Source organism: Escherichia sp. MOD1-EC6300 (assembly GCF_002965045.1).
GTDB classification, from domain to species: domain Bacteria; phylum Pseudomonadota; class Gammaproteobacteria; order Enterobacterales; family Enterobacteriaceae; genus Escherichia; species Escherichia coli_F.
The window spans coordinates 62,927-76,528 of sequence record NZ_PTRH01000020.1; the positions used below are offsets into that span (position 1 = coordinate 62,927).

At 47.8% G+C, this 13,602-nt stretch carries 15 protein-coding genes and 3 pseudogenes; 10 read left to right on the plus strand and 8 right to left on the minus strand.

Going from position 1 to position 13,602, the window contains the following annotated elements; genetic code table 11:
• Nucleotides 1-274: 274 nt before the first annotated feature.
• The 3 genes and pseudogenes from BGE37_RS21995 to umuC all read left to right on the plus strand — a co-directional run bounded on the left by BGE37_RS21995 (nt 275) and on the right by umuC (nt 2,222).
• A complete protein-coding gene (locus BGE37_RS21995; protein ID WP_019842136.1) occupies nt 275-523 on the plus strand; it encodes a DinI-like family protein in 249 nt (82 codons plus the stop codon).
• A complete protein-coding gene (gene umuD / locus BGE37_RS22000; RefSeq protein ID WP_032219119.1) occupies nt 520-957 on the plus strand; it encodes a translesion error-prone DNA polymerase V autoproteolytic subunit in 438 nt (145 codons plus the stop codon). Before BGE37_RS21995 ends, umuD begins: the two co-directional genes overlap by 4 nt.
• Nucleotides 957-2,222 (plus strand): annotated as a pseudogene (gene umuC / locus BGE37_RS22005) (translesion error-prone DNA polymerase V subunit UmuC). Before umuD ends, umuC begins: the two are co-directional and overlap by 1 nt.
• A gap of 4 nt (nt 2,223-2,226) precedes the next feature.
• On the opposite strand, the gene BGE37_RS22015 reads toward umuC, so the two are convergent.
• Nucleotides 2,227-2,619 (minus strand): plasmid partitioning/stability family protein, encoded by a 393-nt coding sequence (locus tag BGE37_RS22015; protein ID WP_000340833.1) that lies wholly within the window; start codon nt 2,617-2,619, stop codon nt 2,227-2,229.
• Nucleotides 2,620-2,623: 4 nt separating this feature from the next.
• Nucleotides 2,624-3,595 (minus strand): plasmid segregation protein ParM domain-containing protein, encoded by a 972-nt coding sequence (gene parM / locus BGE37_RS22020; RefSeq protein ID WP_001103694.1) that lies wholly within the window; start codon nt 3,593-3,595, stop codon nt 2,624-2,626.
• Between the two features lie 228 nt (nt 3,596-3,823).
• Between parM and BGE37_RS22025 the strand changes: the two genes are divergently transcribed.
• Both BGE37_RS22025 and BGE37_RS22030 read left to right on the plus strand, forming a co-directional pair.
• The gene (locus BGE37_RS22025) at nt 3,824-4,468 is read left to right on the plus strand and encodes an AAA family ATPase (protein ID WP_000633911.1); all 645 of its coding nucleotides are present in this window, start codon (nt 3,824-3,826) and stop codon (nt 4,466-4,468) included.
• Entirely contained in the window at nt 4,462-4,737 is a 276-nt protein-coding gene (locus tag BGE37_RS22030; RefSeq protein WP_000239529.1) for a hypothetical protein, read from the plus strand. Before BGE37_RS22025 ends, BGE37_RS22030 begins: the two co-directional genes overlap by 7 nt.
• A 137-nt stretch (nt 4,738-4,874) precedes the next feature.
• Here BGE37_RS22030 and BGE37_RS22035 read toward each other — a convergent pair whose 3' ends face one another.
• From BGE37_RS22035 to BGE37_RS22055, 5 genes are all read right to left on the minus strand, one after another.
• Nucleotides 4,875-5,684 carry a site-specific integrase gene (locus tag BGE37_RS22035; protein WP_000016979.1) on the minus strand — a complete coding sequence of 270 codons (810 nt, stop codon included), beginning with the start codon at nt 5,682-5,684 and terminating at the stop codon, nt 4,875-4,877.
• The gene (ccdB, locus tag BGE37_RS22040) at nt 5,685-5,990 is read right to left on the minus strand and encodes a type II toxin-antitoxin system toxin CcdB (RefSeq protein WP_001159871.1); all 306 of its coding nucleotides are present in this window, start codon (nt 5,988-5,990) and stop codon (nt 5,685-5,687) included. It lies immediately after the preceding gene.
• A 1-nt stretch (nt 5,991) separates the two neighbouring features.
• The gene (gene ccdA, locus BGE37_RS22045) at nt 5,992-6,210 is read right to left on the minus strand and encodes a type II toxin-antitoxin system antitoxin CcdA (RefSeq protein WP_000813634.1); all 219 of its coding nucleotides are present in this window, start codon (nt 6,208-6,210) and stop codon (nt 5,992-5,994) included.
• A 664-nt stretch (nt 6,211-6,874) separates the two neighbouring features.
• The gene (locus tag BGE37_RS22050) at nt 6,875-8,683 is read right to left on the minus strand and encodes an ATP-binding protein (RefSeq protein ID WP_044863035.1); all 1,809 of its coding nucleotides are present in this window, start codon (nt 8,681-8,683) and stop codon (nt 6,875-6,877) included.
• Nucleotides 8,680-9,726 carry an SIR2 family protein gene (locus BGE37_RS22055; protein WP_024232765.1) on the minus strand — a complete coding sequence of 349 codons (1,047 nt, stop codon included), beginning with the start codon at nt 9,724-9,726 and terminating at the stop codon, nt 8,680-8,682. Before BGE37_RS22055 ends, BGE37_RS22050 begins: the two co-directional genes overlap by 4 nt.
• A gap of 315 nt (nt 9,727-10,041) precedes the next feature.
• Here BGE37_RS22055 and BGE37_RS22065 point away from each other — a divergent pair, with 315 nt between their 5' ends.
• The 5 genes and pseudogenes from BGE37_RS22065 to BGE37_RS22080 all read left to right on the plus strand — a co-directional run bounded on the left by BGE37_RS22065 (nt 10,042) and on the right by BGE37_RS22080 (nt 12,831).
• Nucleotides 10,042-10,653 (plus strand): DNA-binding protein, encoded by a 612-nt coding sequence (locus BGE37_RS22065; RefSeq protein WP_000202889.1) that lies wholly within the window; start codon nt 10,042-10,044, stop codon nt 10,651-10,653.
• Complete coding sequence (locus BGE37_RS22070; protein ID WP_057697826.1) at nt 10,650-11,270, plus strand: hypothetical protein; 621 nt, start codon at nt 10,650-10,652, stop codon at nt 11,268-11,270. Before BGE37_RS22065 ends, BGE37_RS22070 begins: the two co-directional genes overlap by 4 nt.
• Nucleotides 11,267-11,458 (plus strand): annotated as a pseudogene (locus BGE37_RS25745) (hypothetical protein); the annotation flags it as partial. The gene BGE37_RS22070 and the pseudogene BGE37_RS25745, both read left to right, overlap by 4 nt.
• 15 nt (nt 11,459-11,473) lie before the next feature.
• Nucleotides 11,474-12,055 (plus strand): DUF2971 domain-containing protein, encoded by a 582-nt coding sequence (locus tag BGE37_RS22075; RefSeq protein ID WP_227897071.1) that lies wholly within the window; start codon nt 11,474-11,476, stop codon nt 12,053-12,055.
• A 35-nt stretch (nt 12,056-12,090) separates the two neighbouring features.
• Complete coding sequence (locus BGE37_RS22080; protein WP_000933099.1) at nt 12,091-12,831, plus strand: abortive infection family protein; 741 nt, start codon at nt 12,091-12,093, stop codon at nt 12,829-12,831.
• Nucleotides 12,832-12,989: 158 nt separating this feature from the next.
• Here BGE37_RS22080 and BGE37_RS22085 read toward each other — a convergent pair.
• A pseudogene (locus BGE37_RS22085) lies at nt 12,990-13,533 on the minus strand (DUF3800 domain-containing protein); the annotation flags it as partial.
• Nucleotides 13,534-13,602 lie beyond the last annotated feature (69 nt).

Sequence of the window (13,602 nt, forward strand, 5' to 3'; positions counted from 1 at the left end):
GTGACCGGGTGAGGAGGCCTGCGACAGCGACACACTTGCATCGGATGCAGCCCGGTTAACGTGCCGGCACGGCCTGGGTAACCAGGTATTTTGTCCACAGAACCGTGCACAAAATGCTGTGGATAAGCTGGACACAACAGTCCACAGCAGGCATACAGCCACACTCTCAGAGAATTGAGCGTTTTTTAGTCACAATAATGACATTTGACTGTGTGTGGATTCAGTTATTAGAATACTGTATATACATACAGCAAAAGAAAAGGGAGATGAGAACATGATCCGCATTGAAATTCTTTTCGACCGCCAGAGCACAAAAAACCTCAAATCAGGCACACTTCAGGCGCTACAGAATGAAATCGAACAACGTCTGAAACCACACTACCCGGAAATCTGGCTGCGTATAGACCAGGGCAGCGCCCCGTCTGTATCTGTCACTGGAGCCCGCAACGACAAGGATAAAGAACGTATCCAGTCTCTGCTGGAAGAAATCTGGCAGGACGACAGCTGGCTGCCCGCAGCATGAGTACCGTTTATCACCGTCCGGCTGACCCTTCAGGCGATGACAGTTACGTGCGACCGTTGTTTGCCGATCGTTGCCAGGCCGGTTTTCCTTCGCCTGCCACTGATTATGCTGAGCAGGAACTGGATCTGAACAGCTATTGCATCAGCAGACCTGCAGCCACCTTCTTTCTGCGCGCCAGCGGTGAATCGATGAACCAGTCTGGCGTGCAGAATGGTGATCTGCTGGTAGTGGACAGGGCCGAAAAACCACAACACGGGGACATCGTTATCGCTGAGATCGACGGTGAGTTCACCGTCAAACGACTGCTGTTGCGCCCACGCCCGGCACTGGAGCCGGTTTCAGACAGCCCGGAGTTCCGCACACTGTATCCGGAAAACATCTGTATTTTTGGTATTGTCACTCACGTGATACACAGGACGCGGGAGTTACGCTGATGTTTGCACTGGCTGATATCAACAGTTTCTACGCCTCATGTGAAAAAGTTTTCCGCCCGAACCTTCGCAACGAACCGGTCATCGTACTCAGCAATAACGATGGCTGTGTGATCGCGCGCAGCCCGGAGGCAAAAGCCCTTGGCATCAGAATGGGGCAGCTCTGGTTTCAGGTGAGACAAATGCGCCTGGAGAAGAAAATACATGTATTTTCCAGCAATTATGCGCTGTACCACAGCATGAGCCAACGGGTTATGGCTGTTCTGGAGTCGCTTTCTCCCGCAGTTGAGCCCTACTCAATTGATGAAATGTTCATTGATTTGCGGGGGATAAATCATTGCATCTCTCCGGAGGTTTTTGGTCATCAGCTCAGGGAACAGGTAAAGAGCTGGACAGGACTCACCATGGGGGTGGGCATTGCGCCTACAAAAACGCTGGCTAAAAGTGCACAGTGGGCAACAAAGCAATGGCCACAGTTTTCCGGTGTGGTCGCGCTGACGGCAGAAAACCGTAATCGGAGCTTGAAGCTACTGGGGCTGCAGCCAGTTGGTGAGGTCTGGGGAGTAGGACGCAAACTGACGGAAAAGCTGAATGCGCTGGGTATTAACACAGCACTGCAACTGGCGCAGGCTAACACGGCATTCATCCGGAAAAACTTCAGCGTCATTCTTGAGCGTACGGTACGCGAACTCAACGGCGAGTCCAGCATATCCCTGGAAGAAGCACCACCGGCAAAACAGCAGATTGTCTGTAGTCGCAGTTTTGGTGAACGAATCACAGACAAAGATGCCATGCACCAGGCTGTTGTTCAGTATGCAGAGCGGGCCGCAGAGAAACTACGTGGGGAGCGTCAGTATTGTCGGCAGGTGACGACATTTGTACGGACATCCCCCTTTGCAGTAAAAGAACCCTGTTACAGCAATGCCGCTGTGGAAAAGCTTTCATTGCCACACAGGACAGCCGGGACATTATTGCCGCCGCATGCAGAGCCTTAAACCATGTCTGGCGTGAAGGGTACCGCTATATGAAGGCAGGAGTCATGCTGGCTCACACCATCGGGTATAGCGCAGCCGGGATTATTTGATGAAATCCAGCCCCGTAAAAACAGTGAAAAGTTAATGAAAACACTCGATGAACTGAACCAGTCGGGAAAAGGGAAAGTGTGGTTTGCGGGGCGAGGAACCGCCCCTGAATGGCAAATGAAACGGGAAATGCTATCGCCTTCGTATACAACACAATGGACTGAGCTCCCCATTGCTTCATTCTGATATATCAGAATAATTTTTTCATTTTAAGACGCACATCATTCATTGCCTCCTGCACCGAATCAGTAGCAGAAGGAGGCATTTTTTCAACAGATTGCGAAGCACCGAGTTCAGTCAACACAGCTCTGATATCGGCCTGAGAAGGCTTCCATCCAGTCGTCTGACTGAGTAAGGTTACAACCTGATCTGCTGAAAACTCCTCGCTCAAAATGGCTGTCAGCAATACAGGCAGGCGAGGATCAAGTTGGTGTAACGCCATTCCAGAAATAAATGCATTCCGGAACAGCTCACCACGCTCAGAACGCGGAACGGACTCTATCGCTTCCAAAGTTTGAAAGTCTGCAGCTTTTTCCGGATGCAGATAAAGTGTGTATTTTTTCCTTTTCCGTTCATCGTCCACAATATTACTCCTCTTTGAAAGCCGCGATAGCTTCAACCAGTGCTGTCTGTGGCGACTCCATCATCACTACTTTTTGCCCAAGATGGTGCCATGCCGTTTTTATCGAATCATAGATCAACGGGGCCCCACCACCGACAACATAAACACGATTCACATGATGGAAATCACCGAGCTCATTGACTACTTGCTCCCCCAAACTGGCAATAGCCCCCTCAATGGTATTAAGGACCAGATCAGTTTTTGTTTCGTCATTTATAACCTGCCGAACAAAGTCCGGGTCATTACGACGTTTAATCAATTCATCTGCAACGAGGAAACTGGTATCACTGGATGCCATGCGCAATGCACTCATTGCAGCTTTCGTAACTGAAGACACACCAATGCCAGAATTACCATGAATGGCACTTACAGAGTCAAATTGACCAACGATAACACCAACATCAAGCGTAGTGCCGCCAATATCAACTACCAGCGATTTTTCGAACTGACCAACTTTATCCACGACCAGACGAGAAAACACAGCTGGCAATGATTCAGGCATCACATCAACGTGTTCAATGGTGAAAACATCGCCTTTATTAAGACGAATCGGCCTCATTAAATTCTCAATTTTACGCTGAATGTTGAGTTCATTTTTTTGACACTCTTTCGTATAGAACTCACTGATAGGCAAAGTCACAGTCAATGATACAGGCTGAGGCGCTAATCCACTATTCAGTAAAGCGTGATGCACAGCTAACAGGTTAACATCCGTATATTGATACTCAATATGAGTCGTAAGAATAGATTGGTTGCTAACTTCATCATACGTGTATTTTTTACCATCCAGTTCATAGTTAAATGTCTGGCGAATTCCTAACCCGTCAACCTTCCATCCATGACGAAATGAGTTTTGCGACAACGACTTACAGATTTTCCCATTATCATTCCATGCCAACTTGATTGTTGTTGAACCATCATCGCAGTATACGTTCATCTATAGCCCCTTAAATACTCAATCTGAGTAAATCATTGTTTCTGGTTGCAAGGTAATACTCAATTTGAGCACTATCATAGTTATGAAATCACAAAACACAAGTATTATTTATTACATCACATGACATACTTCATATTTCATACTTCATAAATATGAACACATATTGACACCTCAGGTTACCGTGTCAAAATATCATCACACTTCACACATCACATTTATGAGGTTGCAATGATTACTGTAGTTGGTGGGAACAAAGGTGGTTCAGGGAAAACTACCATTGCATCAAACCTGGCTATTGCTCTCGCAAATAAAGGAAGGGAAGTCTGCCTGTTAAACGGAGATCTACAACGAACAGCCGCAAAACATCATGCGGAACGAGAAGCTGCAGGACTGTTACCAGCAATAACCCTTGTTGAGAAATTTGATAACCTGACACAAACACTACAGGCTCTGAATGAAAAGTTCGATGATGTAATAGTGGATGTCGCAGGAAGAAACTCAAAGGAATTCATAACGAGTGGAGTTGTCGCACATCAAATAATTGCGCCACTACAGTGTTCTCAACCAGATCTGGATACTCTTACAGAACTAGAACAACAGATAGACGCAATGCGTAACCTTAACCCGGAACTTAAGGTTTATTGTTTACAAAGTATGGCAACAACCAATCCGGTTTTGAGGGGAAATGAGAGAAAAGAATTCCTTGAATATCTTGAAGAATTCCCAACAATTCAAGTCCTTGATTCAGTTATTTGTTTCAGAAAAGTCTATCGCGATTGCATGAGCAACGGCACCGGTGTAGTAGAAACGAACAATACAGCAGCCAAAGCAGAAATTGAACATTTAATGAATGAGGTATTTGGCCCATGGTGAAGAAACCCAGCCAGCAAGCATTAAACAGAGCTGCAGTTACGGTAGAACAAGCAGAGGCTCTGGCTCAGCGCCTTGCGGATAAACCATACGGCGCGCCGGAAAAACCCGAACCAGAAAAACAATGTCGGACGACAATCTCTCTTGGTGAAAGCATGCTTGTCACAATAGAAGATCTGGCATTGAGGAATAAACGCAATGGTAAAGATCCAAAAAATGTAAGTGCCATCGTCAGAGTAGCCCTTGAGCAATACTTAAAAACACTAACGTAATAATCAATAAGTTATTACTTATGAAATCACACTTGTGAATTCATACTGTTTAAGCACCCTTGCATACAAGAGATCACATATTGCAGTGGTCTCTTTTTTTACAGAATAAATCACAATTCATAATTATGATTTATGAATTATGCGTGTCTGTTTTTCAGCATTGTGACCGCATCGGACTCAGGCATCGAAAACTGCACCCGGTGCCGTGCAGCCACATCCAGCGCAAACACCTTCGTGTAGACCTCCGTTGAGCTGATGGACTTATGCCCCATCAGGCTCTGCAGGACCTTCAGTGGTATACCGGCATACAGCATGTGCATCGCATAGGAATGGCGGAACGTATGTGGCGTGACCGGGACAGAGAACGTCACACCGTCAGTAGCAGCGGCGGCAACCGCCTCCCCAATCCAGGTCCTGACCGTTCTGTCCGTCACTTCCCAGATCCGCGCTTTCTCTGTCCTGCCTGTTCGTTTATTACGCCGTTCCAGAGGAATTTTCAGTGTTGCCACCATCGTCTGCAGCTGACTGACGTACCAGGAGTCGGAGAGCGGAACCAGCCGGTGAGTCTGCTGTCCAGCAGGCGTTCTTCCTGCCGTCCTGGCGGCTTTTTCGGTCCGCTGCTTCAGAGTGGCCAGCTGCACAAACGGATACGGAGGCGCGAGCGAAAAATCCCCCCGCGTCAGCGCCAGTGCTTCATTAATGCGCGCACCGGTGTTCCACAGTGTGGCCAGCAGCATCTTGCGGCGCAGATCCGGGACGTAATGGAGCAGGGCACTCACTTCCGGAGCCAGCAGATATTTCGGCAGTTCATCATGAACCATCGACATCTGGCGAAGTGCCAGAGCTGCCGGATAATCAATGACAACAGGAAGTTGTGGAGACTGTCCGGCAGAATAAACTGCCGGTACCCTGGCTGCAGACTGGCTGTGTATAACGGAGCCTGACATTTATATTCCCCAGAACATCAGGTTAATGGCGTTTTTGATGTCATTTTCGCGGTGACTGAGATCAGCCACTTCTTCCCCGATAACGGAGACCGGCACACTGGCCATATCGGTGGTCATCATGCGCCAGCTTTCATCCCCGACATGCACCACCGGGTAAAGCTCACGGGAGACTTTGTCTGACAGCAGGCGGGCACTGGCCAGGGGGATCACCATCCGTCGCCCGGGCGTGTCAATAATGTCACTCTGAACATCCACAAACAGACGATAACGGCTCTCTCTTTTATAGGTGTAAACCTTAAACTGCATTTCACCAGTCCCTGTTCTCATCGGCAAAAGAGCCGTTCATTTCAATAAACCGGGCGACCTCAGCCATCCCTTCCTGATTTTCCGCTTTCCAGCGTTCGGCACGCAGACGACGGGCTTCATTCTGCATGGTTGTGCTTACCAGACCGGAGATATTGACATCATATGCCTTGAGCAATTGATAGCTGTCGCTGTCAACTGTCACTGTAATACGCTGCTTCATAGTACACCTCTTTTTGACATACTTCGGGTATGCATATAAGTATATATTATTATGATGCAAAAATCAGCGCGTAAATACACATACTGTTATCTTACTTTTAGTAAGCCTTATTTATTTTACCTTGCGTTATGTTAACTAATAAAAATCAAAATCTGACTTATAAAAACAAACCGTAATTATCGCATTCCCGTTTCCGTCAGATCCGACTTTAATGAATATCACAACTTTCCGGAAGTGTACCACACTGAGAAAATCATCATATCACTGTTTCCGCCCCTGCGCGGCGCATCACAGGTCAGGGAGATGACACAACATATAGTGTCATTAACAGCTGAATTCAGCACTACATGTTGTGCTGACGGGAGATGGCGCTGTGCGGCGGGAGAGGAAGATCCGTGACTTACTTTTTTCGGATCTCTGGAAAAGAAAGGAGTGAGGGATAAAAACTGACATTATTAAAAATATAAAAGCAATGCTTAAAAAGCATAAAAGCAATTTTTGTAATTACTACTAGTACTACAAGAAGAATCTATAGTTTGAGGCGGCGTTCATGGCGGTGATCGAGCCGGACACGATTCCGGCATTAGCTGAGCTACTCACACTGAACGGGGATCTCTTACGCGTAGACCGGCTGCCGTTCTTCTCAGAGAAGCGGTAGCCGTGGCTAAAGCATTAGATCTTCAAAATTCAGCGTATGGCTGTGCGGCTTTTTGCGGAAAGACAGCTCGTTTATACGAAGCTTAAGTGGCATAGGGCAGATCACGCCACTGAATATGCAGGTGCCGGTTGCAAGCGTTGGAATAGATTCTTCAGTCATGCGGTCTATATAGGAAACGGATTTTTCAATAGCATACAGATCGTTCTGATTTATCAACCGGTGAATGAAATAGTTATGTGCCTGAGAAATGATAGTCGGGGAGATATCGTTTGGTCGCTGACTGGATATCGTCACAAAGACGCCAAATTTTCTGCCCTCCTTAATTATCTCTTCAAACGTTTCGAGCCGATAATCCTTCCAGCTTTCTGATTCCCTGAACGAGGTGTTCGAAAGGATATTGTGTGCTTCGTCTATGATGAGATGGAGAGTGGACGGTACCTTATCCATTTTTTTTGCTGAATAGGCCCATTTGGCCATTAAAAGTGGTAGCGTTTTTTTCATGGTCAGATTGACCATATTAAGGTTCAGGACAACAAAGTTCGTTTCTGCCCAGATGGTTCCGCCGGACGCAGTATTGAAAATTTTACGAATATCTTTTTTCAGTCCGCTCATTCGATTGATGACAGGAGAAAGATGTTCAGGATTTGAGCGACTTGAAAGATATTCAATAATTAGCTGAACATACATATAGTCCAGCAACTCTTCCATTATATCGTCGGGAAATTCATAATTCTGAGCCATCTGGTACATATTGCACTGATGAGTATTTTCTTCATTAGAAAAGTAAACGCCTGTCTTGGTTCGCCATACGCCGCCGTTGTTATAAAAAAATTCAATATCTGCTATCAGATCTTCGTCCTTCAGTACAGGACGGAATAAATCAATCAGGTCGTCACTTTTTTTCTTTTCGCAACCAAACAGAGTTTCAGTGACCCGCCGTTTCAGAATTTCACGAAAATATGACTGAGGGTTCAGCTTCGACTCCACTCGCTTTTTGAATTCAAGCACTCGCTTCAGAAAAGGTTTCTGCGTTTTGTCGGTGGCATCCGTCAGGACAGAGATAATCTCATGCTCAAGCAGTATCTCAGCAGGCATCGGAATGCGATCACCCTCTTCATCATGCGTGCTAAGATTATAAACAACCTTGTCGCGCGTAATGCAGCTTCTCCCACCATATTCACCATTGAAATCAAATAAAAGAAACCGTGACCGACTTCTGAATCCTTCGCCTAGTAGGTTTTTCAGGGCCTCATAGCCATGCTGATAAAGCGCGGCCAGAGTATTGGACTTGCCGCTGCCAGTATTACCGAAGATGGCGATGTGTGAGTTGAGAAGGCCGCTTATCGGGAGAGTGATATCAATATCTTCGAGATCGGTGCGCGAAAAATTCAGCCCGGACTCGCCCGCTGGCGCGATCGAGTGGATAAGATGAAGTTGTTCCTCAGACATCAGAAAAACTTCATTGCCGATAAGGGGCAACTCGCGAGTTCCACCAGTAAAGCGCCCGTTCCGGTCAATATAGCCTGCCAGTGAGGCTGTAAGATAGCGGCGGAAGCGAAGCGAATCGCTTCCGCTACCAACAGGTGATTTTTCCTCGACAATCTTCTCGGTTTCTACCTTTGCAATCAGACTCATGAATCCTTTTTTGACTTCGATGAAACTACCTACTGAAACATTTTTGAGCACCTTACCGTGATAAAAAAGATCACTCAGATTTTTATTTTTATCGACAAGCACACTGAGTGTTCTGCCCGATACTTCACGAACCTCACCGATCCTTAATACTGCTTCTTCGTTAACAAAAGCGGAGGTCATTTCATACCTCCAAGAAAGCTGGTTATAATTTCATTCATCTTTTTGAAGTCCAATGGGGCTCCAGGAGTAAAAACCACATCAACGTTGGAATAATCACGGAATTTATCAAGGAATAGGTCTTTAGCCGCCTCATTGTAAGCGAATATAACAATTTTGAGCGTGGCGTTTCGCAGCGCTTTCTTGGTAAGAGTTTCAATATGCTCATCCGCAAAAGAAAATCCGAAAACTATAAGCAAAGAGCCTTCTTTATCCAGCTCATTTGAATAAGTCCGTAGCAGGTCGTAATACACGTTTTCAAGTAAGGTTTCACGAAATTTATCCTTTCGCGGCAGAACCAGTTGATGTGACATAACCCAGTCCTGCTTCTCCTTTGGTGTATTGAACGCAACTGGCTTCATATCCTTAATGGAATAATAGATTTCCTTATCATAGCTATGCCAAGAAAGGGAACCATGCAGCTTGATGAGATTCACCGTAGGTAGTTCCACGCTGTAATTATAAAGGTTCCCGGTTGCGTGTATGGTCTGATAAAAACATTTGGTATCGAATACTGTCCGGTTGTAAATATCGGCGCGCTGACGGAATCCATCATTCAGAATGACGTTGTTATTTTTAACCGCTGCATCCTCAATGAACAAATCATAGTTAGTCGTAAAGAGGTTGATACGCCGCGGTAGCAATCCAGTCCGCCGCCTCGTCAGAAGCATTTCTAATGCACGCATGAGCTTCGCGTAGTTGTTTTGTGTCGATACGACATCATCTATTAAAGTAGGAAGGATTACCTCTGCGGGCAAGCTTCGCTTCAGGAGGACGTTGTTTGCCTTCCATACATTGTCCAGAAAAGACTCAGATTTACTGAAGTATTCATCATCCTTTCCGGCGCGGACCAGAGCCTCAAGCTCGCTTTCAATATCACCTAACACGCTGATTGCAGGCAGCGATGCTCCTGAGCCAATGATGAAATTGATGTTTGCTGATTGAAATATGCGCTCAAAATATTCACGATCTCTGTCCTGCCCGTAGTAAGCCCGATAAGTCGCCACGCTGTGCCTTTCCTTAAATATCGTAGATAAGATGTATCTTACATGTTTCAACAAGTGATGCATCCTGTTTAAATTTCATTCTCTGACTCATATACAAACGCAGCTAAACGAATCAGGTAGGTAGGTAGTTTCATTGCTTCCGGCTTCACCAGAAACCGGATCTGACCTAGAAAAGAGAAAGAGTGTATGTAAGTTCTGTACTGTATGTATGGTATGTATGAATTGTATGGTATGTATTATTTGTATTGTATGTATTGTGTATTTTTCATACCGGGCGTACGATGGCGCCATTCCCTGAGAAACCGGAGCCAGACCATGACATCCCTCTCCCCGGACACCGTCCGCCGCATTGAAGACGCCGCCGCCGCCCTGATCGCCGCCGGCACCCCGAACCCGACCAACGAGCAGGTCCGTCAGCACCTCGGCGGCGGCTCGCTGTCCCACATCTCCCCGGTGATGCGCGCGTTCCGCGCCCGCCAGCGCGAGCAGGCCACTGAGCAGGCCACGCCCCTGCCGCCGGAGCTGGCGCAGCTGCTGACCGGCCAGCTGGGGCTGCTGTGGCAGGCGGCCGTGAAACAGGCTGAAGCCGGGGCCCTGGCGGCGCGCGAGCAGGCCGACGACGACATTGCCCGGGCCGACAAGGAGCGGGATGAGGCGCTGGCGAACGTGGCCGCGCTGGAAAGCGAGCTGGCGGTGCTGCGCGAGGTGGTGGCCGAACGTGACCGCCTGCTGCAGGAGGTACGCGAGCTGCGCGCGGAGGCGCTGCCGCTGCGCGAGCAGGTGGCCCGCCTGACCGCCACCGGCGAACACCTGGCGGCGCAGCTGCAGGACACGAAGGCGGAGCTGAAGGAAGCCCGGGAGGACGGCCGCCAGCTTCAGACCGAACTGCTGGCTCTGGCCCGCCAGGACGGGAAGGTGAAGAAATGAGACAGGAAAGAGTATTACGTATAAAGGCATTTCGACGGGCACTGGAGCTTGGTGGCGGTGAACGGGCTGACGGGTGTCGTCATTTTCCCCGCTGGAAAACGGAACTGAGGAATTTCCCGCACGGCAGCTGCGATTTAGCCAGCAATACTCTGGCGTACTACCTCAAGGAACGAGAGAGATGCCATCCGTGCATCATTTTTATGGAAGGGAACGCTGGCTTTCATGAAGCGGAAAACTCAACAGTTCACGGGCATGTCATCGTATTGCTGGACGGAGAGTACATCGATTTGACGCTGGATCAATTCGACGAATATCCGGACTACATTCCTTACGAACCAGTCGAATCTGACGGGCAGATTGGTAAGCTGTTGCGTAATATCATGAAGCATGAGGACCAGGTAAAAACCCGCCAGATTGATCTCGATGGTGGCGAAGAGCTGTATGCCTGGTTACGCGATACCGCCGACGAAGTGCTGGCAGCAGATCCGGAATGGCAGGCCCGGGAACGGTCGATAGAAGAAGCAAGGGAAGCCGCTATTACGGTGTTCCCGTTTCTGTCTGACGTGCAAAAAACTGAGTGCGAACAGGGCCCGGACAGTCAGGAGGCTGCCAGATGAAGATTTATCATTACACTGACCTGAACGGCCTGAAGGGCATCATCGAATCAGGCTCACTGTGGGCGACGCACTTTTCCTTTCTCAATGACAGTAATGAGCTGACTCACGGCATGAACTGCCTTGAGAATGCCCTGCAGTACCTGAGGGACGACTTTAACCCGAAAACCCTTAAGTTCATCGAACAGGCACTGACGCACTTCAGAATGCACCGGGCAGCTCACGTCTATAACCTTTCGTTCTGTCTCGAACCCGACCTGTTAAGCCAGTGGCGGGGTTATGGGAGCTCTCAGGGCGTGTGCCTGGAATTTGATGATGAAGAGCTGCTTGCCTCGCTGGAATTAACTCATTATCAGGTGTTTAAAAACCGGGTACTCTATACCAAAGAGGATTCCACGGTTGAAGCCCGGAACGAAATCCTCGCCTTCTTTCGTCAGCCACATGTTCAGGCGGCAATAAATGCAGATGTAATGCATGAGATGATTCAGGCAACCAGACTGGCACACAGCCTGCCGCCTTTTTTCAAGAATGACGGTTTCCAAGAGGAGCAGGAGTTCAGGATGGTAATCCTTCCGGAAAGCCCTTTTGAGGGTGTCAATTTTCGTGTCAATGACAGCGGTCTGGTACCATATCTGATCATTAAAGCAAAAGACAAGCTGCCACTGACAAACGTCAGAATTGGTCCCCGCAGTAACAGAGCAATGATGATGGACGGGATTTCATTCCTGTTGCAGAGCAGGGGGTATACCAGTACACGGATTTCGTTTACTGAGACGCCGTTCCGGTAAATTCAGTTAAGAAGCACAAACTTCTAGGGATCAGTATGTTGAATAAAGTTTCACAAATTAATTTGGCCAAAATACTGGCTGAAAAATTTAACGAAGGTGACTGGCAGGAGCTGTTTGCTGTTACAGATTGTGAAGACGTTCCGGAAGGACTAAATCAATTCTACCGGCATGTTCACTGGGACAACCCTGAGCTGAAAGGGGTGGCCATCGCTGCCATAGAAAGCACTCTGGCCAGGGACGCTGATAATCTTTCTAAGATCTGGGCGCTGGATAATGTTCAACGCTTTATCAGCATTGCCAATACTGAGTTATTCAATGAAATAAAGAACATTGTGAATCAGAACGGGCAAAGAAATGTTTCGGCAGCACCAGTGAAAAATGTAAATGAAAACATTTACCAGGCCTTAGAAGATGCGGAAGTGTTGCTTAAAAATAATGGGCCACACCGGGCATATGATCGTGTTCATACAGCTCTTCATGCTTCATTAAGACAAATGTGTGCCAACCATGGAATTGCGACCAATAGTACAAATGATAATGTTCCAGGCTTGCTTTCTCTGATAACTGCACATCTCAAAGACCTGCCTGATGATGGAAGAAATGAAGATGTGTTTAAAATGTTGAGATCATCTGCCGCAATACTTCATGGGATCAATAACCTGCGTAACAATTACAGCATGGCCCATCCTACTGAAACTTTGCTGAATGAAGCCGATGCCCGTTTTGCCATAAATCTGGTTCGTTCCATCATGACTTATGTTGATGAGTTGCTTTAGTTTTAATAAAAATATGAGACTCACAGCGAACAGATAGAACTTCAACGAAGAAGTGAAGTACGGCCAGAATTTCGAGCTCTGGCCCTCCGGAAGATGCCGGACAGACGCATCATCCCGTCGCGGCCGCTTCCATTTTTGTGTGTACTCAACCTGCCGGATCAGGATGGCGGCAGGATTTGCACCCGATGTTCCAGCCGCCTTGCCTCTTCCTGATCCCGGTATTCCCTCGCCTTTTTCATCATTTCTGCCGTTGGCTCCTGCAGTTTGTCGAGAAACTCCTTAGATCGTTTAGCCACCGACTGAAGGGAGACACTGTCCGTCCTGCCGGTATTGCGATTGGTGTAAACCAGGCGGGTAAGGGGGTCTGGTTAACTCCTTCCCTTCCATAAAGCGTTTGAAGATCCAGAGATATATATCAACCAGCTCCAGCCCTGCACTTTTTGTACCCGACTGGAAAACCAGCGGTTCAGCCGGCATGTTCGTCACATCCATGACCGGTAAACCGGGACCGTGTACCCACGGCATCTCACGTATCTGGTAATAGAACTCCCTCAGCTCCCGCTGGGTGGTGTTGAACTGTGACTGCTGGTCCACAACGATGTCGGCTTTGCGATTTGGTGCTCCCAGGCGGGAACAGATACCGCGCAATACGAACTGAAATCCAACCATATTGGGCATGATCTGCAGCTTTTGTGTAAGCGTCAACGGAGCACCGTATTGACGCTTATTTATTGGTGAGTACTACGTTCCATGGCAGGAGTTCATCAACTC